The sequence below is a fragment of the Micromonospora sp. M51 genome (assembly GCF_018070305.1).
Lineage (GTDB): Bacteria > Actinomycetota > Actinomycetes > Mycobacteriales > Micromonosporaceae > Micromonospora > Micromonospora parva.
The window spans coordinates 1-17,683 of the sequence record NZ_JAGPXZ010000032.1; the positions used below are offsets into that span (position 1 = coordinate 1).

Annotated in this window: 18 protein-coding genes and 1 pseudogene; 15 read left to right on the plus strand and 4 right to left on the minus strand. The window is 70.7% G+C overall.

The features are described from left to right. The 3 genes and pseudogenes from KBX53_RS03565 to tkt all read right to left on the minus strand — a co-directional run. Positions 1-319 (minus strand): annotated as a pseudogene (locus tag KBX53_RS03565) (glucose-6-phosphate isomerase); the annotation flags it as partial. A 147-nt stretch (positions 320-466) separates the two neighbouring features. Then, entirely contained in the window at positions 467-1,642 is a 1,176-nt protein-coding gene (gene tal / locus KBX53_RS03570; protein WP_030337334.1) for a transaldolase, read from the minus strand. Between the two features lie 15 nt (positions 1,643-1,657). Continuing rightward, entirely contained in the window at positions 1,658-3,796 is a 2,139-nt protein-coding gene (gene tkt / locus KBX53_RS03575; protein WP_210857796.1) for a transketolase, read from the minus strand. Positions 3,797-4,062: 266 nt separating this feature from the next. Between tkt and KBX53_RS03580 the strand changes: the two genes are divergently transcribed. The 3 genes from KBX53_RS03580 to KBX53_RS03590 all read left to right on the plus strand — a co-directional run bounded on the left by KBX53_RS03580 (position 4,063) and on the right by KBX53_RS03590 (position 6,576). Continuing rightward, on the plus strand, positions 4,063-5,016 hold the full coding sequence (locus KBX53_RS03580; protein ID WP_030337330.1) for a heme o synthase: 954 nt from the start codon (positions 4,063-4,065) through the stop codon (positions 5,014-5,016). 290 nt (positions 5,017-5,306) lie between these two features. Beyond that, positions 5,307-5,642: a hypothetical protein gene (locus KBX53_RS03585; RefSeq protein ID WP_124816405.1), complete on the plus strand. Its 336-nt coding sequence runs from the start codon at positions 5,307-5,309 to the stop codon at positions 5,640-5,642. Between the two features lie 13 nt (positions 5,643-5,655). After that, positions 5,656-6,576: a RimK family alpha-L-glutamate ligase gene (locus KBX53_RS03590; RefSeq protein ID WP_210857797.1), complete on the plus strand. Its 921-nt coding sequence runs from the start codon at positions 5,656-5,658 to the stop codon at positions 6,574-6,576. A 168-nt stretch (positions 6,577-6,744) separates the two neighbouring features. Here the strand turns inward: KBX53_RS03590 and KBX53_RS03595 are convergent, their stop codons facing one another. Continuing rightward, a complete protein-coding gene (locus tag KBX53_RS03595; protein WP_167337351.1) occupies positions 6,745-7,710 on the minus strand; it encodes a heme A synthase in 966 nt (321 codons plus the stop codon). A gap of 161 nt (positions 7,711-7,871) precedes the next feature. Here KBX53_RS03595 and KBX53_RS03600 point away from each other — a divergent pair, with 161 nt between their 5' ends. The 12 genes from KBX53_RS03600 (at position 7,872) to KBX53_RS03655 (ending at position 17,597) form a co-directional block, all read left to right on the plus strand. Beyond that, a complete protein-coding gene (locus KBX53_RS03600; protein ID WP_210857800.1) occupies positions 7,872-8,609 on the plus strand; it encodes a metalloregulator ArsR/SmtB family transcription factor in 738 nt (245 codons plus the stop codon). Continuing rightward, positions 8,606-10,036 carry a Fe-S cluster assembly protein SufB gene (gene sufB, locus KBX53_RS03605; protein ID WP_030337321.1) on the plus strand — a complete coding sequence of 477 codons (1,431 nt, stop codon included), beginning with the start codon at positions 8,606-8,608 and terminating at the stop codon, positions 10,034-10,036. The genes KBX53_RS03600 and sufB overlap by 4 nt, the downstream gene beginning before the upstream one ends. Positions 10,037-10,093: 57 nt before the next feature. Further along, a complete protein-coding gene (gene sufD / locus KBX53_RS03610) occupies positions 10,094-11,239 on the plus strand; it encodes a Fe-S cluster assembly protein SufD (RefSeq protein WP_030337320.1) in 1,146 nt (381 codons plus the stop codon). After that, positions 11,239-11,565 (plus strand): non-heme iron oxygenase ferredoxin subunit, encoded by a 327-nt coding sequence (locus KBX53_RS03615; RefSeq protein ID WP_030337319.1) that lies wholly within the window; start codon positions 11,239-11,241, stop codon positions 11,563-11,565. The genes sufD and KBX53_RS03615 overlap by 1 nt, the downstream gene beginning before the upstream one ends. Further along, entirely contained in the window at positions 11,565-12,338 is a 774-nt protein-coding gene (sufC, locus tag KBX53_RS03620) for a Fe-S cluster assembly ATPase SufC (protein WP_030337317.1), read from the plus strand. Before KBX53_RS03615 ends, sufC begins: the two co-directional genes overlap by 1 nt. Before the next feature lie 20 nt (positions 12,339-12,358). Further along, positions 12,359-13,663: a cysteine desulfurase gene (locus tag KBX53_RS03625; RefSeq protein WP_210857798.1), complete on the plus strand. Its 1,305-nt coding sequence runs from the start codon at positions 12,359-12,361 to the stop codon at positions 13,661-13,663. Next, positions 13,663-14,136, plus strand: coding sequence for a Fe-S cluster assembly sulfur transfer protein SufU (gene sufU / locus KBX53_RS03630; protein ID WP_030337314.1), 474 nt, complete (start codon positions 13,663-13,665; stop codon positions 14,134-14,136). The genes KBX53_RS03625 and sufU overlap by 1 nt, the downstream gene beginning before the upstream one ends. Positions 14,137-14,203: 67 nt before the next feature. Beyond that, positions 14,204-14,650, plus strand: coding sequence for a metal-sulfur cluster assembly factor (locus tag KBX53_RS03635; RefSeq protein WP_210857799.1), 447 nt, complete (start codon positions 14,204-14,206; stop codon positions 14,648-14,650). Between the two features lie 490 nt (positions 14,651-15,140). Then, positions 15,141-15,773 carry a LysE family transporter gene (locus KBX53_RS03640; protein WP_030337312.1) on the plus strand — a complete coding sequence of 211 codons (633 nt, stop codon included), beginning with the start codon at positions 15,141-15,143 and terminating at the stop codon, positions 15,771-15,773. A gap of 344 nt (positions 15,774-16,117) precedes the next feature. Beyond that, positions 16,118-16,765, plus strand: coding sequence for an acVLRF1 family peptidyl-tRNA hydrolase (locus tag KBX53_RS03645; protein ID WP_030337310.1), 648 nt, complete (start codon positions 16,118-16,120; stop codon positions 16,763-16,765). Positions 16,766-16,860: 95 nt separating this feature from the next. Next, positions 16,861-17,160, plus strand: coding sequence for a muconolactone Delta-isomerase family protein (locus KBX53_RS03650; protein ID WP_030337308.1), 300 nt, complete (start codon positions 16,861-16,863; stop codon positions 17,158-17,160). Between the two features lie 77 nt (positions 17,161-17,237). Next, complete coding sequence (locus tag KBX53_RS03655) at positions 17,238-17,597, plus strand: SgcJ/EcaC family oxidoreductase (RefSeq protein ID WP_030337306.1); 360 nt, start codon at positions 17,238-17,240, stop codon at positions 17,595-17,597. Positions 17,598-17,683: the final 86 nt, after the last annotated feature.

Here is a 17,683-nt window from a genome sequence, read left to right on the forward strand (position 1 = left end):
CCTCGGGCGCGAGCGACGAACCGCCCATGCCGGCGAGCACCACGTGATCCAGGTCGGCCAGCTCGGCGGTCAGCTCGGCCAACTGCGCGAGCAGCTCGCGGCTGCGCCGGTGGGTGTCCACCCAGCCCAGGCGGATCTTCGCCTCGGCCTCGGCGTCCGGACCCCACAGGCTCGCGTCCTTGCCCGCCAGCTTGCCCGGGACGCCGGCCTTGACCAGCGCCTCCCGGGTTGAGGCGGGCGCGGCCTTGTCGACCGCGTCCGCGCCGTACACGGAGAGCCCGGCGGCTCCCTCCACCGCCCCAGCAGGCAGGTCGCTCATGCCGTCACTCCGCTTCGCTGCGTGCCGTCATGAGGCCTCATCGCACTGAGCTTGCTGATTCGCTCGCTGCGCTCGCTCATGCCGTCACTCCGCTTCGCTGCGTGCCGCCATGAGGCACCGTTGCACTGAGCTTGCTGATTCGCTCGCTCATGCGCCACCGGCCTTCTCGGCGGCCTTGGCGTTGCCCTTGGCCGCCTTGTTCGGCGAGCCCTTGCCGGTGCCCGCCGCCGCCAGCGACTTGCTGACACCGTCGAGCAGCTCCTGCCAGCTCGCCTCGAACTTCTCCACACCCTCGCGCTCCAGGGTGGCGATCACGTCGGACATGTCCACCCCGACCGACTCCAGGTCCGCGAAGACCTTCCGGGCCGCGTCGTAGGCGCCGGTCACGGTGTCGCCGCGCGTCTCGCCGTGATCGGCGTACGCGTGGATGACCGCCTCCGGCATCGTGTTGACCGTGCCGGGGGCGATCAGCTCCTCGACGTAGATCACGTCCCGGTAGTCCGGGTTCTTCGTCGAGGTGGACGCCCACAGCGGCCGCTGCGGGTGCGCGCCGGCCGCCTCGAGCGCCTTCCAGCGGTCCGAGGAGAACACCTCGGTGTAGCGCTCGTACGCCAGCTGGGCGTTGGCGACGGCGGCCTTGCCCTTGAGGCCCTTGGCCTGGTCGGAGCCGACCTTCTCCAGCCGCTTGTCGACCTCGGAGTCGACCCGGGAGACGAAGAACGACGCGACCGAGCCGATCTTCGACAGGTCGTGACCGTTGGCCTTGGCCTGCTCCAGACCGGCCAGGAACGCCTCCATGACCGCCGAGTAGCGGTCCAGACCGAAGATCAGCGTCACGTTGACGCTGATCCCCTCGGCGAGGGTGTCGGTGATCGCCGACAGGCCCTCCTCGGTGGCCGGGATCTTGATGAAGAGGTTGGGTCGGTCCACCAGCCACCACAGCGCCTTGGCCTCGGCGACGGTCTTGTCCGCGTCGTGCGCGCTGCGCGGGTCCACCTCGATCGAGACCCGGCCGTCGACACCGGCGCTGCCGTCGTACGACGGGCGCATGACGTCGCAGGCCCACCGTACGTCGTACGTGGTGAGCATCCGTACGGCCTCTTCCACGTCCACGCCACGGGTGGCGAGGTCGCGCAGCTGCCAGTTGTACTCGTCGGCGTCGCTCAGCGCCTTGGCGAAGATCGTCGGGTTGGTGGTGACGCCGGCCACGTGCTTCTCGCGGCGCAGCTGGTCCAGCCCGCCGGAGCTCAACCGCACCCGGGAAAGATCGTCGAGCCAGACCGCCACACCCGCGGCGGTGAGCTCATTCAGCTTGTCCGTCATGCCATCCACGCTCCCTCAGTTGCCGGTCGTGAAACCGGTGATGTCGCCCACCCGGGCCAGCGAGGCGTGTGCTGCCGCCACGATCCGGTCGGGGGTGAACCCGAACTGCTCGAAGAGCACGGTGTGCGGGGCGCTCGCTCCGTAGTGCTCCAGGCTCACGCTCTCGCCGAGGTCACCGACGACGCCGCGCCAGGACATCGCGATGCCCGCCTCCACGCTCACCCGTGCCTTTACCCCGCGCGGGAGCACCGACTCCCGGTACGCCTCGTCCTGCTCGTAGAACCACTCCTGGCAGGGCATCGAGACGACCCGGGTCGGGGTGCCGTCGGCCTCCAGCCGCTCCCGGGCGGTCAGGCAGAGCTGCACCTCGGAACCGGTGCCGATGATGATCACCTGAGGCTTGCCGTTGGACGCCTCGGCCAGCACGTAGCCACCGTTGGCCACGCCTTCCACGCTGCCCAGGACGTCGCGGTCCAAGGTCGGCAGCGGCTGACGGCTCAGCGCCAGCGCGGTCGGCCGGTCGGTGTGCTCCAGCGCCTTCCGCCAGGCCCAGGCGGTCTCGTTGGCGTCCGCCGGACGGACCACGTCCAGGCCCGGGATGGCGCGCAGCGCGGTCAGGTGCTCCACCGGCTGGTGGGTCGGGCCGTCCTCGCCGAGGCCGATCGAGTCGTGCGTCCAGACGTAGGTCACCGGCAGCTTCATCAGCGCGGCCAGCCGCACCGACGGGCGCATGTAGTCGCTGAAGACCAGGAACGTGCCGCCGTACGGGCGGGTGCCGCCGTGCAGGGCGATGCCGTTGAGGATCGCGCCCATGGCGTGCTCACGGATGCCGAAGTGCAGCGTGCGGCCGTACTCGTGGCCCGGGAAGTCCTTGGTGGCGTGGGCGGCCGGGATGAACGACGGCTCGCCCTTCATCGTGGTGTTGTTGCTCTCGGCCAGGTCGGCCGAGCCACCCCACAGCTCCGGGAGCACCGGCGCGAGCGCCTCCAGCACCTTGCCGGACGCGGCCCGGGTGGCCACCCCCTTGGCGTCCGCGGGGAAGACCGGCAACGCGTCGGTCCAGCCGTCGGGGAGTACGCGGCCCGCCAACCGCTCGTAGAGCGCGGTGCGCTCCGGGTTGGCCTTCTTCCACGCGTCGAACGCGGTGGTCCACTCCTGCTGGGCGTCGGAGCCGCGGCCCATCACCGTGCGGGCGTGGCTGAGCACCTCCTCGTCGACCTGGAACGTCTGCTCCGGGTCGAAGTCGAGGATCCGCTTGGTGGCCTTCACCTCGTCGGCGCCCAGCGCCGAGCCGTGGATCTTGCCGGTGTTCTGCTTGTTGGGGGCGGGCCAGCCGATGATGGTGCGCAGCGCGATGAAGGAGGGGCGGGCGGTCTCCGCCTTGGCGGCCAGCAGCGCCGCGTAGAGCGCCTCGGCGTCCTCGTGGTAGTCGCCCTGGTCGGCGTCGCCGCTGCGCCAGTCGACGGTCTGCACGTGCCAGCCGTACGCCTCGTAGCGGGCGGCCACGTCCTCGCTCTTGGCGATCCGGGTGTCGTCCTCGATGGAGATCTCGTTGTCGTCGTAGATCACCGTGAGGTTGCCCAGCTGCTGGTGCCCGGCGAGCGCGCTGGCCTCGTGGCTGATGCCCTCTTCGATGTCACCGTCGGAGACGATGCACCAGATGTCGTGGTCGAAGACGGACGCGCCCAGCTCGGCCTCGGGGTCGAACAGGCCGCGCTCGCGGCGGGCCGCCATGGCCATGCCGACCGCGTTGCCCAGACCCTGCCCGAGCGGGCCGGTGGTGGTCTCGACGCCCGGCGTGTGCCCGTGCTCGGGGTGCCCCGGCGTCTGCGAGCCCCACTGCCGCAGCGACTTCAGGTCGTCCAGGCTCAGTGGGTAACCGGAGAGGAACAGCTGGATGTAGAGCGTCAGGCTGGAGTGCCCGGCGGAGAGGACGAACCGGTCGCGGCCGGGCCAGTTCGGGTCGGCCGGGTTGTGCCGCATGACCCGGTTGAAGAGGAGGTACGCCGCGGGCGCGAGGCTCATCGCGGTGCCCGGGTGACCGTTGCCGGATTTCTCTACGGCGTCCATGGCCAGCACGCGGACGGTATCGACGGCCCGGCGATCGAGGTCGGACCAGTTCAGTGCGGAGTGCTCGGGTCGTTTAACAGCCACGATGGTTGTGCTCCTCGGCAGATGGGCGGAACCCTCACCGATGACCTTATCGAGCGTCCCTAAACGTGCGCCCGGGGATCTGCGCATGGTGTGCGCTACGTGACCATCCGGATGCTCGGTTCAACCCGGTGGTGTGACGGCCCGCACCGTTGTCGGGTCGGCCGGGCAGCCAAAACGACGACGCGTAGTGTGTGGGTCGGTATGCGGACCCTCCCGGTCCCGACCGATCCGATCTCCCCGTGCCCGATGCCGGAAGGTGGCAATCCGTGAGCATGATCACCGAGCGCCCCGCGAGCAACCCGGCCGGGCAGCATCCGGCGCGGGCGGCCGAGGGCACGGTGGCCCGGCGGGACGTACGCGCGGTCATCTCGGCGTACGTGACGCTCACCAAGCCTCGGATCGTCGAGTTGCTGCTGGTCACCACCATCCCGGCGATGATGCTCGCCGAGGGCGGGCTGCCGTCGCTGTGGCTGATGGCCGTCGTCCTGATCGGCGGCTCGCTCGCCGCCGGCGCGGCCAGCGTGCTCAACTGCTACATCGACCGGGACATCGACCAGTTGATGCGGCGTACCAAGCGTCGGCCGCTGCCGGCGCACACCGTCTCGCCGCGCAGCGCGTTGATCTTCGGTCTGGTGTTGGCGGCGGTGTCGGTCGCCCTGATGGCGGCGTTCACCAATCTGCTGGCCGCCGCGCTGACCCTCGCCGCGATCGCCTACTACGACCTCGTCTACACCCTGTGGCTCAAGCGCTCCACCCCGGCGAACACCTTCTGGGGCGGCGCCTGCGGGGCGGCCCCGGTGCTGATCGGGTGGGCGGCGGTGACGGGCTCGTTGGCGCCGGCCGCGTGGGGGCTGTTCGCTGTGGTCTTCTTCTGGCAGATGCCGCACTTCTACCCGCTCGCCATGAAGTACAAGGACGACTACGCCCGGGCCGGCATCCCGATGCTGCCGGTGGTGGCCTCGGTCCGCCGGGTGAACGCCGAGATCCTGATCTTCGCGTGGCTCACCGTGCTCACCTCCCTGGCCGTCTGGCCGCTGGGGCTCAGCGCGATCTACGGGGTGCCGACCCTGGTGGTGGGTGCCATCTTCGTGGTCGAGGCGCACAAGCTCTGCCGGCGTGCGACGCGCGGCGAGGCGGTCAAGCCGATGCGGCTGTTCCACTGGTCGACGACGTACCTGACGATCGTCTTCGTGGCCGTCGCGCTCGACGCGCTGATCTGACCCGGCCCCACCCCGCCCGGTCGGCGCTTGACGGCGCTGATCCACTGACTAGTCATGAACGTGGATGAGTTGTCCGCTTTTCCCGTCACATCAGAGTAACTTTCAGCATGAGCCAGGTCGGCTCAACTCAGGACGGTTCGGGGGCGTTTTGCCCACGTGGTTTGAGCGCAAAAGTCCTGATATAAACGGACAGCAAACCTGTGCTCGTCCTTAAACCTGTAGGTAATTGGCATCACAAAAGGTTCATGGTTCTCGCGCGACCGGGTGCAACTCTGCTTAGGCTTCGCGTCATGGCAGATGGTTCCGATACGACGCTGACGGCCGAGCAGACCGCCGGCGAGCAGGCGCCCCACGGCCTGGTCGCGGGCCTCAAGGCGTTCGCCGCCGGGCACGGCGGCGCGAAGGCGGTCATCGAGTACGTCGGCAAGCGTGGCGCGCGGATCGTCCTGGTGGGTTCCGACGGTGAGTGGGGCGACCAGTTCGCCGACGACACCGTCACCGCCCGGGAGGCGTGCGCCAAGGCGGGAGTCACCGTCGAGAACGCCTGGGAGCGTGAGCTGATGGACCAGATGCGTCCGAGCAACGACCTCTGGCGGTCGATGGCCCGCCGCACGATGTCCCGCTGAATAGACAGTTGAATTGACCACATATCACCAGTCGGCCCGGGGGGAACCCCGGGTCGCTCTCGTCACCTGCTCCGAGCTGGCCGACCTCGACCCGGACGACCGGTTGGTCCTCGCACCGCTCGCCGCCCGCGGCATCGCCGCCCAATCCGTGGTCTGGGACGACCCCGACGTCGACTGGTCGTCCTACGACCTGGTCGTGCTCCGCTCACCCTGGGACTACGCGTTGCGCCGCGACGAGTTCGTGTCCTGGGCGGCGGGCGTCCCGGCGCTGGTCAACCCGGCCGACGTGGTCCGCTGGAACACCGACAAGCGCTACCTCGGTGAGCTGAGCGCCGCCGGGGTGCCGACAGTGCCGACGACCTGGATCGAGCCGGGGGAGAGCTGGCAACCACCCGCCGAGACCGGCGAGTACGTGCTCAAGCCCGCCGTCAGCGCCGGCAGCCAGGACACCGGCCGCTACGACCTGGCCGACCCGGAACACCGGGAGTTGGCCGCCGCGCATGTTCGCCGGCTCTCCGACGCCGGCCGGGTGACCATGGTCCAGCCGTACCTGCGTGCCGTCGACACCGAGGGCGAGACGGCGCTGCTCTTCCTGGCCGGTCCGGAGGGGCTCGCGTTCAGCCACGCGATCCGCAAGGGTCCGATGCTGACCGGGCCGGACCTCGGCCCGGACGGGCTCTACAAGGCCGAAGAGATCACCGCGCGTATCGCCCGAGCCGACCAGCTGACGGTGGCCGAGCAGACCCTCGCGGCGGTGCCTGGTGGCACCCGACAGCTGCTCTACGCGCGGGTCGACCTGATCCCCGGCCCGGACGGCAAGCCGGTCCTGGTCGAACTGGAGCTGACCGAACCGTCGCTCTTCATCGGGTACGCCGACGGCGCCCCCGACCGGCTCGCCGACGCGATCACCACCCACCTGTCGCGCCGCAGCTGACGGGGCGCCGGCCGGAAGATCGTGCTCGTTCATTGTTGTAGTGGTGTCCGCGCGTCGTTGAGGCCACTACTTCCTGGTTCGAGCACGATCTTCGGCCCGGGGCGCGGGGCGCGCCGCGCGGCGGTTACCGGCCCGTCGGGCGGTTGCGTGCCGGGGCGCGCGGGGTTGTCAGGCGGGGGTCGGGACCGGGGTGGCCTCCTCGGCCGGGGTGGCCCGGGGCGCCGGGGTGACCGGCCGGCGTTCCCGGGTGGACCACTGCACCGCCAGGGTGGCCAGCAGCACCAGGCACGAGCCGAGCATGTGTGCCCCGACCAGGAGCGCCGGCACGTGGGTGAAGTACTGCACGAAACCGATCAGGCCCTGACTCAGCTCCACAACCAGCAGGATGACCGCGGCGCGGGTGGCCCGCTGCGCACCGACGGCGCGGAACGCGAAGATGAGCGCCACCGTGAGGCCGATGAGCAGGAAGACCGCGTCGGCGTGCACCTGGGAGATCGACTCCGGGTCCAGGCCGTTGCGGGCGGCACCGTGGTCGCCGGCGTGCGGGCCGCTGCCGGTCACCCAGGTGCCGATGACCAGCACCGCGACGCTGACGCCGGTGGTGATCCGAGCGAGGGTGCGCAGCGGGGCGGGCACGACCGCCACGACCGGGCCGTCGGGGTCGACGATGCGCCGCCAGAGCGCGTACGCGGCGGCGATCACCGCCATCGAGGCGAGGAAGTGCAGCCCGACCACCCACGGGTTGAGATTGGTCAGCACGGTGATGCCACCGATCACCGCCTGCGCGGGAATGCCGAGGAAGACGGCGACGGCCAGCGCGAGGAGCCCGGGCCGGCGCGGCCGGTGGACCAGCACCGCCAGCACGGTGGCCAGCGCGATGAGGCCCACCGCGAAGGTCAGCAGCCGGTTGCCGAACTCGATCACCCCGTAGATGCCCATCTCGGGGGTGGTGACGTACGAATCGTCGGTGCACCGCGGCCAGGTGGGGCAGCCGAGGCCCGAGGCGGTCAACCGGACGGCCCCGCCGGTGACGACGATGCCCACGTTCGCGATGATCGAGGCGAGCGCGAGGCGGCGCAGCAGGATGCCGGAGACCGGACGGACGATTCGGTTCACGGCGCAAATCCTACGCACCGTAGTGATCGAGGTCCGTCCGACTCCGGCAGCTCGGTGGTTGGGATCACCGGGGCCCGGGTTTGCGGCCCTCCGGGTAATTACGTAACGTTGGCGTTGTGAAAAACGCGGCGGCGCTCTCCGGGCACCAACCGACGGCCGTAGCGGCCGTCGGTGCGCCGGTGTCCGCGCCCGCCGTGGGCACGTCGGCCGGCCTCGCCGGTCCGGTGGTGGCCGAGATCTCCACCCGGGATCGGGTCACCCGACTGCTGCTGGAACAGGGTGCCGCCACCGCCGCGCAGCTTGGCGCGGCGCTCGGGCTCAGTCCGGCGGCGATCCGCCGGCACCTGGACGCGATGCTCCTGGACGGTGACGTCTACGCCCGCGAGCAGACCGTGCAGGGCAGCCGTGGTCGGGGGCGCCCGGCCAAGGTGTTCCTGCTGACCGAGGCCGCCCGGGTCCGCTGTGGCACACACCACTACGACAACATGGCCACCGCCGCGCTGCGGTGGATCGCCCGCAGCGGCGGCTCGGACGCGGTCGAGGCGTTCGCCACCGAGCAGGTCTCCGCCCTCGAGTCCCGTTGTCGGACGGCCATGGAGGACGCCGGCGATGACCCTCTCGCCCGAGCCGAGGCACTCGCCGCAGCGCTCACCGCCGAGGGTTACGCTGCCAACGCGACCACGATCGCCTCCGGCGGCCAGCTCTGTCAGAACCACTGCCCGGTGGCGCACGTGGCCGCCGAGTTTCCTCAGCTGTGCGAGGCCGAGACCGCGGTCATCTCCCGTCTGGTCGGCACCCACGTGCAGCGTCTGGCCACCATCGCGCACGGCGACGGGGTGTGCACCACGCACATCCCGGCTCAGCCGGGCCGCGCTCAATCCGGTAATCCCGTCACCACTGTGAGGACAGATAGATGACCGAGCAGATCGTCCAGCCCCTGACCCAGGAAGAGCAGCTCGCCGCCCTGGGCCGGTACGAGTACGGCTGGTCCGACCCGGACGCCGCCGGCGCGGTCGCCCAGCGCGGCATCAACGAGGCGGTGGTGCGGGACATCTCGGCGAAGAAGAACGAGCCGGAGTGGATGCTCGACCTGCGGCTGAAGGGCCTGCGGCTGTTCGGCCGCAAGCCGATGCCGGCGTGGGGCGCGGACCTCACCGGGATCGACTTCGACAACATCAAGTACTTCGTGCGGTCCACCGAGAAGCAGGCCACCAGCTGGGAGGACCTGCCCGAGGACATCAAGAACACCTACGACCGGCTGGGCATCCCGGAGGCGGAGAAGCAGCGCCTGGTCGCCGGTGTCGCGGCGCAGTACGAGTCGGAGGTCGTCTACCACAAGATCCGTGAGGACCTTGAGGAGCAGGGCGTCCTCTTCCTGGACACCGACACGGCGCTGCGCGAGCACGAGGACGTCTTCAAGGAGTATTTCGGCACGGTGATCCCGGTCGGCGACAACAAGTTCGCCGCGCTGAACACCTCCGTGTGGTCCGGTGGCTCGTTCATCTACGTGCCGAAGGGCGTGCACGTGGAGATCCCGCTGCAGGCCTACTTCCGGATCAACACGGAGAACATGGGCCAGTTCGAGCGGACGCTGATCATCGTCGACGAGGGTGCGTACGTGCACTACGTCGAGGGCTGCACCGCGCCGCTGTACTCCTCCGACTCGCTGCACAGCGCGGTCGTGGAGATCATCGTCAAGAAGAACGCGCGCTGCCGCTACACGACCATCCAGAACTGGTCGAACAACGTCTACAACCTGGTCACCAAGCGCGCCGTCTGCCACGAGGGCGCGACCATGGAGTGGGTCGACGGCAACATCGGCTCCAAGGTGACCATGAAGTACCCGGCGGTCTACATGACCGGTGAGCACGCCAAGGGCGAGGTGCTCTCGGTGGCGATGGCCGGCGAGGGTCAGCACCAGGACGCCGGCGCCAAGATGGTGCACGCGGCCCCCCACACGAGCAGCACCATCGTGTCGAAGTCGATCGCCCGTGGCGGCGGCCGCACCTCGTACCGCGGTCTGGTGCAGGTGCTGGAGGGTTCGCACCACAGCCGGAGCACCGTCAAGTGCGACGCGTTGCTGGTCGACACCATCTCCCGTTCGGACACCTACCCGTACGTCGACATCCGCGAGGACGACGTGTCGATGGGGCACGAGGCGACCGTCTCCAAGATCAGCGACGACCAGCTCTTCTACCTGATGAGCCGGGGCCTGAGCGAGGACGAGGCGATGGCCATGATCGTGCGCGGCTTCATCGAGCCGATCGCCAAGGAGCTTCCGATGGAGTACGCCCTGGAGCTCAACCGTCTGATCGAGCTTCAGATGGAGGGCGCGGTCGGCTGACGCCGCCCGCCCTACCGAGCACCTGACACCGTCGTCGTTGAACAGACCAAGGAAGAAATGACTACCCAGGCTTCCGCGCCGCCGCCCAGCACCAAGTCGCAGGCGCTGCGCTCGTACGACGTCGCCGACTTCCCGGCCCTCACCGGCCTGGAGGAGGAGTGGCGCTTCACCCCACTCAAGCGCCTCCGCGGCCTGACCACTGAGGCGCCGGCCGTGGCCGGCGCGGTCCGACACGAGTACGGCGACCTGCCCGAGGGCGTCGCCATCACCCGGGTCGGCCGGGACGACGAGCGGGTCGGCAGTGTGCTGACCCCGGTCGACCGGGTCAGCGCGTTGGCCTACGGTGCCGCCGCCGACGCCCTGCTGCTGCGGGTGGCCCCCGACGTGGTGCTCGGCGAGGCGGTGCGGCTGCGGGTGGTCGGCGAGGGTGTCGAGCAGCCGGTCTTCGGTCACACGTTCGTCGAGGTGGGCCGGTTCGCCGAGGCGACAGTGGTGGTGGAGCACGTCGGATCGGCCACCCTGGCCGACAACGTCGAGGTCGCCGTGGCCGACGGGGCGAAGCTGACCCTGGTCACTGTCGCCGACTGGGCCGACGACGCGGTCCAGGCTCAGCACCTGAAGATCAAGCTGGGTCGGGACGCCAAGGTCATCCACATCCAGGTCACCCTCGGCGGCGACCTGGTCCGGCAGTTCACCAGCGTGGAGTACACCGGGCGGGGCGGCGAGGCCGAGCTGTACGGGGTCTACTTCGCCGATGCCGGCCAGCACCTGGAGCATCGGCAGCTGGTCGACCACAACGTGCCGGACTGCCGCAGCTACGTCGGCTACCGGGGCGCCCTGCAGGGCGAGAGCGCGCACACCGTCTGGGTGGGCGACGTGCTCATCCAGGCCGAGGCGACCGGCACCGACACGTACGAGATCAACCGAAACCTGCTGCTCACCGACGGCGCGCGGGCGGACTCCGTACCCAATCTGGAGATCGAGACCGGCGAGATCGCCGGCGCCGGTCACGCCAGCGCGACCGGCCGCTTCGACGACGAGCAGCTGTTCTACCTGATGGCCCGGGGGATTCCGGAGAGTGAGGCCCGCCGGCTGGTGGTCCGTGGCTTCTTCGCCGAGCTGATCAACAAGATTCCGGTGGAGTCGCTGCGCGAGCAGCTCGGCGACGCGATCGAGGCCCGGCTCACCAAGGCCGGCGCCTGATGATCCGGATCTGCTCGACCGAGGACGTGCCGAAGGGCACCGCGATCAGCGCGGACGTCGACGGCACGCCCATCGCGCTGGTGCACGGCGAGGACGGCGAGTTCTACGCCGCGTACGACGAGTGCTCCCACGCCGCGGTCGCCCTCTCCGAGGGCGAGGTCGACGGCTGCACGCTGGAGTGCTGGCTGCACGGCTCCCGTTTCGACCTGCGCACCGGCGAGCCGACCGGCCTGCCCGCCACCGAACCCGTCCCCGTCTATCCCGTCGACGTTCGCGACGGAGACATCTACCTCAGCCTGACGCCGAGTAATGGAGTGACCCGATAATGAGCACCCTGGAGATCCGCGACCTGAAGGTGTCGGTCAAGCTGCCCGAGGGTGAGCTCAAGCCGATCCTGGCCGGCGTCGACCTGACCGTGAAGTCGGGCGAGACCCACGCCATCATGGGCCCGAACGGCTCCGGTAAGTCCACCCTGGCGTACTCGATCGCCGGTCACCCCAAGTACGAGATCACCGGCGGCACGGTGACCCTCGACGGCGAGGACGTGCTCGCCATGACCGTCGACGAGCGGGCCCGCGCCGGCCTCTTCCTGGCCATGCAGTACCCGGTCGAGGTGCCCGGCGTCTCGGTGGCCAACTTCCTGCGCACCGCGAAGACCGCCATCGACGGCGAGGCACCGAAGCTGCGCACCTGGGGTGGCGAGCTGCGCGGCGCGATGGAGCGCCTCCAGATGGACCCGGCGTTCGCCCAGCGCAACGTCAACGAGGGCTTCTCCGGTGGTGAGAAGAAGCGCCACGAGATCGTCCAGCTGGAGCTGCTCAAGCCGAAGATCGCCATCCTCGACGAGACCGACTCGGGCCTCGACGTGGACGCGCTGCGCGTGGTCAGCGGGGGCGTCAACCGGGTCCGCGACACCGGTGACACCGGCGTGCTGCTGATCACCCACTACACGCGGATCCTGCGCTACATCAAGCCGGACTTCGTGCACGTGTTCATCGCCGGCCGGATCGTCGAGCAGGGCGGCCCGGAGCTGGCCGACAAGCTCGAGGCCGAGGGCTACGAGCGGTACGCCGCCGGGGCCGGCACGGCCAAGGCCTGAGTGGGAGAGGCGCTGCCGAGATGACCAGCATCGCGATCCCTTCGGGGATGCCGCAGTACGACGACGCGCCGCGTTTCGACGTGGCCCGGGTGCGCGCCGACTTCCCGATCCTGGACCGGGAGATCAACGGGCATCCGCTGGTCTATCTCGACAGCGCCAACACCTCGCACAAACCCCGGCAGGTGCTCGACGTGCTCGGGGAGCACTACGCGCTGCACAACGCCAACGTGTCGCGCTCGGTGCACACCCTGGGCACCGAGGCCACCGAGGCGTACGAGGGGGCACGGGCGAAGATCGCCGCGTTCATCAACGCGCCGAGCGCCGACGAGGTGGTGTTCACGAAGAACTCCACCGAGGCGATCAACATCGTGGCGTACGCCTTCTCGAACGCCTCGCTGCGTCCGGACGGCGACCCCCGGTTCCGGCTCGGTCCGGGCGACGAGGTGGTGATCTCCGAAATGGAGCACCACTCGAACATCGTCCCGTGGCAGCTGCTCTGCGAGCGGACCGGCGCGACCCTGCGCTGGTTCCCGGTCACCGACCAGGGGCGGCTGGACGAGTCGGGCCTGGAGGACCTGGTCACCGAGCGGACGAAGATCGTCTCGCTGGTGCACATGTCCAACATCCTCGGCACCGTCAACGCCACCTCCCGGATCACCGCGCGGGTCCGTGAGGTGGGCGCGCTGCTGCTGCTGGACTGCTCGCAGTCGGTGCCGCACCTGCCCATCGACGTGGTCGACCTGGACGCCGACTACATCGTCTTCACCGGGCACAAGATGTGCGGTCCGACCGGCATCGGCGTGCTCTGGGGTCGCGGTGAGCTGCTGGCGGCCATGCCGCCGGTCTTCGGCGGCGGTTCGATGATCGAGACGGTCACCATGGCCCGCTCGACGTTCGCGGCGCCACCGGCCCGGTTCGAGGCGGGCACCCCGCCGATCGCCGAGGCGGTCGCCCTCGGTGCGGCGGTCGACTACCTGACCGGGATCGGGATGCGGGCCATCCAGTGGCACGAGAAGGAGCTGACGGCGTACGCGCTGGACGCGCTCGGCTCGGTGCCGGACCTGCGGATCTTCGGCCCGACCGTGCCGGTGGGCCGGGGCGGCACCATCTCGTTCGCGCTCGGTGACGTGCACCCGCACGACGTGGGTCAGGTGCTCGACTCGCTCGGCGTGCAGGTGCGGGTGGGCCACCACTGTGCCAAGCCGGTGTGCAGCCGGTTCGGCGTCCCGGCGATGACCCGGGCCTCGTTCTACCTCTACACCACCACCGAGGAGATCGACGCTCTGGTGGCCGGTCTGGAGCAGGTGCGGAAGGTGTTCGACTGATGCAGCTCGACCAGCTCTACCAGGAGATCATCCTGGACCACTACAAGCACCCGCACGGGCGTGGCCTGCGCGACGCCGACGACCCGGGCGACCGGGTCGCGGAAGCGCACCACGTCAACCCCACCTGCGGCGACGAGGTCACCATCCGGGTGGCCACCGACGGCACCGTGCTGCACGACATCTCGTACGACGGGATGGGCTGCTCGATCAGCCAGGCGTCGGCGAGCGTGCTGCACGAGTTGCTGCGCGGTCGGGGCACCGGGGAAGCTTTCGAGGTGCACGAGGCGTTCGTGGAGTTGATGTCCGGACGTGGCCAGGTCACGCCGGACGAGGACGTGCTCGGTGACGGGGTGGCCTTCGCGGGCGTGGCCCGCTACCCGGCCCGGGTCAAATGCGCGCTACTGCCGTGGATGGCGTTCAAGGACGCTGCGGCCCGCGCCGGTGTGGGCGTGAGCCCGGAGGTGAAGGCGTGACCGTGCGTCAGCGAGCGAATGACACAGTGGTGCCTGGTGGCATCACGAAGCGATGCGGAGGGACGGCATGAGCGAGAACACCGCTACCGAGGCGACGCCGGAGGCCGGTGACACCAGCGTGGTGCCGCAGACCGACGCCGCGACGACCGATGGCGGCGCTGACGCCGCTGCCGCTGCGGGCGGCGTCAGCAAGGCCATGCTCGCCGACATCGAGGAGGCGATGAAGGACGTCGTCGACCCGGAGCTCGGCATCAACGTGGTCGACCTGGGCCTGGTGTACGGCGTACACGTCGACGACGAGAACGTCGCCACCCTGGACATGACGCTCACCTCGGCGGCCTGCCCGCTGACCGACGTCATCGAGGACCAGACCCGGCAGGCGTTGACCACCGGCCCCGGCGGCGGCCTGGTCAACGACATCCGGATCAACTGGGTGTGGCTCCCGCCGTGGGGCCCGGACAAGATCACTGACGCGGGTCGGCACCCGCTCCGCTCCCACGGCTACAACGTCTGATCCGAACCACTTCGTCGAGCGCGGCACCCGTCCGGGTGCCGCGCTCGACGTGTTGAACGCCGACGTGAACAAGCACGGGTCGTTCCGGTCTGATCCTGACGGTCAACCGTCAACAGCTCAAGATCGCGCTCGATCATTGACTCAAGATCGCGCTCGATCATTGATGTAGTGGCCTCGGTGCGTCGCCGAGGCCACTACATCCTGGTTCGAGCACGACTTTGGCGGGGCGAGCCGGGCCGAGCCGGGGCGAGCCGGGGCGAGCCGGGGCGAGCCGGGGCCGGGGCGGGGGCGCGGCGAGCCGGGGTGGGGCGAGCCGGGGCGGGCGAGCCGGGGCGGGGCGCGGGGGAATTAGGTGGCGGGGGCGCGGGTTCGGCGCGCAGGATGCGCTTGTGATTGAGGCGTACCCGATGCAGGTCCCTGTCCGTGCGGCCACTGCCGTGCGTCGACAGCGGCCGGTTCCCGGACGAGCCTCGACCTGCCACCGACGTCCGTGACCGGGGCGTTCCTCGCCGGCCTGGTCGCCGGTTACGGCGTCGCCATTCCGGTCGGCGCGATCGCGATCCTCATCCTGGGGCTCAGTGCCCGTACCTCGTTTCGGGTCGGTGCGGCCGCGGCGCTCGCCGTGGCGACGGCCGACGGGCTCTACGCGGCCGTCGCCGTGCTCGGCGGTGCCGGGCTGGCCGATGTCATCGCGCCGGTCGCCGGGCCGCTGCGGGTGGTCGCCGCCGTGGTCCTGTTGGGGCTTGCCGGGCACGGCCTCTGGCGGACCTGGTCCGCGCACCATTCGCAGCGGCCACCGGCGGAACGCGCCGGTCGGGGCATGAGCACTCCGGGGCGGGCCTACGCGGCGCTGCTCGGCCTGACCCTGCTGAACCCGATGACGGTGCTCTACTTCGCCGCGCTGGTGCTCGGTCGCAGGGACACGGCCGAATCGGGCGTGGTCCCCATGGCACTCTTCGTGGCCGGGGTGTTCCTGGCGTCGGCGAGCTGGCAACTGGTCATCGCCGGCGGCGGCACGGTGGTCGGCCGGGCGTTGACCGGGCCGCGTGGCCGGCTGGTCACCGGCCTGGTCTCCAGCGCGCTCATCGCCGCGTTGGCGGTGGCCGCGCTACTGCCCAGCTGAACGGTCGCCGCGCCGTGCCGCGCCACGCTGGTCCGTGCCGGGCCGTGCTGCGTCTTGCCGGGCTGGGCCGTGGCGGGCCGTGCCGTGCCGCGCTGCGCCGCGCCGTGCCGTGCCGTGCCGGGCTGGTCCGTGCCGTGCCGTGCCGTGCCGCGCTGTGCCGGGCTGTGCCGTGCCGTGCCGCGCTGTGCCGGGCTGGGCCGTGCTGTGGCGGGCCGTGCTGCGTCGTGCCGTGCTGCGTCGTGCCGGGCTGGGCCGTGGCGGGCCGCGTCGGGTCGGGTCGGGCTGTCGGGCCGCGGAGCCCGCCCGGGGGTCCGGGCGGGCTCGCGGTGCCGTACGGTCGGGCGGTGACCAGTCGACCCGCAGCCGGCGGAGGTCGGTGGGTCGAGGTCGATCCGGCCCGCGTCGGCCGCTGGGTCGAGGGCTTCGCCGACCGGCACGGCCCGCCCATCACCAGCACACAGGAGTACGGCCTGCTGCTCGCCGCTCCGGACGGGGCGACCGCCGAGCTGTACGCCCCACCGGGCGCGCCGGTCGGCACGGATGTGGCCGGGTTCGTGGCCTCCGCCGTGACGCCGCGCCGGATCGGTCTGCTGCTGGCCCGCAAGGGCGCGGTGGCGATCGGGGTGGCCGAGGGTGCCGACCTCGTCAGCTCCAAGGTGGACACCCGGTACGTGCAGGGGCGCACCGCCGCGGGGGGATGGTCACAGCACCGGTTCGCCCGCCGGCGCGACAACCAGGCGAAGGCCGCGCTGGGCGACGCGGCGGACCTGGCCGTACGACTGCTGTTGCCGGCGGCGGCGACGCTCACCGCGCTGGTCTGCGGTGGTGACCGCAGGGCCGTGGACGGGGTGCTCGCCGACCGGCGGTTGGCCCCGCTCGTGCCGTTGCGGGCAGAGCGGTTGCTCGACGTGCCGGAGCCCCGGCACGCGGTGCTGCTCGCGGCGGTGGGCGCGGCCCGCGCGGTCCGGATCCGGTTGCGCGACCCCGATTGACCTCGCCCTCCGCCGACCAGGTCCCAGGGGAGACGGCCGCCACGCAAAACGGGGTTCCCGCCGTGCTGCCCGGCTGGCGGCCGGAGGATGGGCGCGTGGAGTTTCTGGTTGACATGGTGACGACGGTGCCGCCCGGAACGTCGGACGACGGGGTTGCTGAGATGCGCGCGCGTGAGGCGGCCCGCTCGGCCGAGCTGACGGCGCAGGGCAGTCTCCTGCGGCTGTGGCGGCCACCGCTGGCGCCGGGGGAGTGGCGTACGTGGGGGCTGTTCCGGGCCGACGACGCCGACGAGTTGGAGGCGGTGCTCGCGTCGATGCCGCTGCGTGCCTGGCGGCGCGAGACCGTGACGCCGTTGACGCCGCACCCGAACGACCCGGGACAACCGCCGCGCTGAGCCTGACGGGGCTCGCCCCGTGGGTCGGTGAGCACGACAGGCACGTTACGCGGCACGCCGCCAACAGGGAGATCATCATGTCCGAGGCCCAGATTCTGCGTACCGTCCTCGACCGGTGGAAGTCGGCTGTCGACGCCCACGAGCCCGATCGGGTCGCGGCGTGCTTCACCGACGACGCGATCTTCCAGGGGTTGCAGCCGTACTCGGTCGGTCGTGCCGGCGTCGCCGCGTACTACGCCGGCCAGCCGCTCGGCCTCACCGCCGCGTACGACGTCCGGGAGATCCGCCGTCTCGCCGACGACGTGGTCCTCGGCTACCTGGAGGTGGAGTTCGGCTTCACCGACCGGCCGGCCCTGACCGTCAACCTCGGTGTGCTGCTGCGGCGGGTAGGCGACGACTGGCTCATCGCCCACTACCAGGTGTCGCGGCTCACCTGACCAGGGAGGCGCCGTCGGCGACAGCGTCTGGTGCCCGAAACAGATCGTGGCAGGCCCGCCGGAGGGGCCTGCCACGATCTCGGAAC

What these genes read in the sequence shown, in the direction of transcription:
- tal (WP_030337334.1), bottom strand. Translation starts at nt 1,642, where the DNA reads ATGACGGACAAGCTGAATGAGCTCACCGCCGCGGGTGTGGCGGTCTGG.
- KBX53_RS03585 (WP_124816405.1), top strand. Translation starts at nt 5,307, where the DNA reads ATGGCAGATGGTTCCGATACGACGCTGACGGCCGAGCAGACCGCCGGC.
- sufB (WP_030337321.1), top strand. Translation starts at nt 8,606, where the DNA reads ATGACCGAGCAGATCGTCCAGCCCCTGACCCAGGAAGAGCAGCTCGCC.
- sufD (WP_030337320.1), top strand. Translation starts at nt 10,094, where the DNA reads ATGACTACCCAGGCTTCCGCGCCGCCGCCCAGCACCAAGTCGCAGGCG.
- KBX53_RS03615 (WP_030337319.1), top strand. Translation starts at nt 11,239, where the DNA reads ATGATCCGGATCTGCTCGACCGAGGACGTGCCGAAGGGCACCGCGATC.
- sufC (WP_030337317.1), top strand. Translation starts at nt 11,565, where the DNA reads ATGAGCACCCTGGAGATCCGCGACCTGAAGGTGTCGGTCAAGCTGCCC.
- KBX53_RS03625 (WP_210857798.1), top strand. Translation starts at nt 12,359, where the DNA reads ATGACCAGCATCGCGATCCCTTCGGGGATGCCGCAGTACGACGACGCG.
- sufU (WP_030337314.1), top strand. Translation starts at nt 13,663, where the DNA reads ATGCAGCTCGACCAGCTCTACCAGGAGATCATCCTGGACCACTACAAG.
- KBX53_RS03635 (WP_210857799.1), top strand. Translation starts at nt 14,204, where the DNA reads ATGAGCGAGAACACCGCTACCGAGGCGACGCCGGAGGCCGGTGACACC.
- KBX53_RS03655 (WP_030337306.1), top strand. Translation starts at nt 17,238, where the DNA reads ATGTCCGAGGCCCAGATTCTGCGTACCGTCCTCGACCGGTGGAAGTCG.